Below are 2,477 nucleotides of genomic sequence, written 5' to 3' on the forward strand. Positions count from 1 at the left end.
GCCTCGGGGTGGTGGATCACGATGGCGTCGGTGGACTGCTCGGGGTGCAGCTGGAACTCCTCGGACAGGTGGACGCCGATCCGCTCGGGCCTGAGGAGTTCGGCGATCTTGGCCCGGTCCTCCAGGTCGGGGCAGGCGGGGTAGCCCAGCGAATACCGGCAGCCCTGGTACTCGGTGCGGAACATGCCGTCGACGGTGTCCGGGTCGGCAGCGGAGATGCCGAGTTCGGTGCGGACGCGGGCGTGCCAGTACTCGGCGAGTGCCTCGGCCAACTGGACGGACAGGCCGTGCAGTTCGAGGTAGTCGCGGTAGGCGTTGGCCTCGAAGAGCTTGGCTGTCTGCTCGCCGATGCGTGAGCCGACGGTGACGACCTGCAGGCCCACGACGTCGGTTTCGCCGGACTCCTCGGGGCGGAAGAAGTCGGCCAGGCACAGTCGCCGGCCGCGGCGCTGGCGGGGGAAGGTGAACCGGGTGCGTTCGTTGCCCTGCTCGTCCAGGATGATCAGGTCGTCGCCTTTGGACACGCAGGGGAAGTAGCCGTGGACGACGGCCGCTTCCAGCAGGTTCTCGGTCTGGAGCCGGTCGAGCAGGCCGCGCAGCCGCGGCCGGCCCTCGGCCTCCACCAGTTCCTCGTAGGTCGGCCCTTCCCCGGTGCGGGCCTGCTTCAGGCCCCACTGGCCCTTGAACAGCGCGCCCTCGTCCAGCCAGGACGCGTACTCCTTGAGCTGGATGCCCTTGATGACGCGGGTGCCCCAGAACGGCGGGACCGGCACCGGGTTGTCGGTGGCCACGTCCGAACGGGCCGGCCCGTCCGGCTCGGCGGGCACCGGGACGGTTGTGTGCTTCGTCCGCACCCGGCGCTGTTTCAGTTCGGGCAGCTGGGCGCCGGGGACGCCCCGCTTGACGCCGATCAGGGCGTCCATCAGGCGCAGCCCCTCGAAGGCGTCGCGGGCGTAGCGGACCTCGCCCTGGTAGATCTCGTGCAGATCCTGCTCGACGTAGGCGCGGGTCAGGGCGGCACCGCCGAGGATGACGGGGAAACGGGCGGCCAGACCGCGCTGGTTCAGCTCCTCCAGGTTCTCCTTCATGATCACCGTGGACTTCACCAGCAGCCCGGACATGCCGATCACATCGGCCCGGTGTTCCTCGGCCGCCTCCAAGATCGCCGAGACCGGCTGCTTGATGCCCAGGTTGACCACGTTGTAGCCGTTGTTCGACAAGATGATGTCGACCAGGTTCTTGCCGATGTCGTGCACATCACCACGCACCGTGGCCAGCACGATCGTGCCCTTGCCCGCGGCGTCCGACTTCTCCATGTGCGGCTCGAGGTAGGCCACCGCCGCCTTCATCACCTCGGCCGACTGCAGCACGAACGGCAACTGCATCTGCCCCGACCCGAACAGCTCACCGACGACCTTCATGCCGTCCAGCAGCGTCTCGTTGACGATGTCCAGAGCCGAACGCTCCCCCAGGGCCTCGTCCAGGTCCTGCTCGAGACCGTTGCGCTCACCGTCGACGATCCGCCGCTTCAGCCGCTCCTCCAACCCCAACGCGGCCAGCTCCTCGGCCTTGCCGGCCTTCAAGGACTTCGCGGTCGCACCCTCGAACAACTGCATCAGCTTCTGCAACGGGTCATAACCCTCGCTGCGCCGGTCATAGATCAGATCCAGCGCCGTGCCGACCTGCTCCTCGTCGAACCGCGCGATCGGCAAGATCTTCGAGGCGTGCACGATCGCCGAGTCCAGCCCCGCCTTGACACACTCGTCCAGGAAGACGGAGTTCAACAGGATACGAGCGGCCGGATTCAGACCGAAGGAGATGTTGGACAGCCCCAGCGTGGTCTGCACCGCCGGATGACGCCGCTTGAGTTCACGGATCGCCTCGATGGTCGCGATCCCGTCCCTGCGCGACTCCTCCTGACCGGTACAGATCGTGAACGTCAGGGTGTCGATGAGGATGTCCTCCTCATGAATGCCCCAGTTCCCCGTCAGATCCTCGATCAGCCGCTCGGCGATCTCGACCTTCTTCTCCGCCGTCCGCGCCTGACCCTCCTCGTCGATGGTCAGCGCGATCAACGCCGCCCCGTGCTCCCGGGCCAGCGCGGTGACCCGCGCGAACCGCGACTCGGGACCGTCACCGTCCTCGTAGTTCACCGAGTTGATCACCGCCCGGCCGCCCAGCTTCTCCAGACCCACCCGGATCACCTCGACCTCGGTGGAGTCCAGCACGACCGGCAGCGTCGAAGCCGTCGCGAAACGACCCGCCAGCTCCTCCATGTCCGCCACACCGTCCCGGCCGACATAGTCCACGCACAGATCCAGCATGTGCGCGCCCTCACGGATCTGCTCCCGCGCCAGCTCCACACAGTCGTCCCAGCGGCCCTCCAGCATGGCCTCACGGAACTTCTTCGACCCGTTGGCGTTCGTCCGCTCACCGATGGCCAGATACGAGGTGTCCTGCCGGAACGGCACCGTCTG

Annotated in this window: 1 protein-coding gene; it reads right to left on the minus strand. The window is 67.5% G+C overall.

The genetic code is table 11. From position 1 onward, the window contains the following. Positions 1 to 2,477: methionine synthase (gene metH / locus JK359_RS38415; protein WP_201844363.1), on the minus strand; the 2,477-nt coding region annotated here is incomplete at both ends.

The sequence above is a fragment of the Streptomyces actinomycinicus genome (genome assembly GCF_016741775.1).
In the GTDB taxonomy this organism is placed as follows: domain Bacteria; phylum Actinomycetota; class Actinomycetes; order Streptomycetales; family Streptomycetaceae; genus Streptomyces; species Streptomyces actinomycinicus.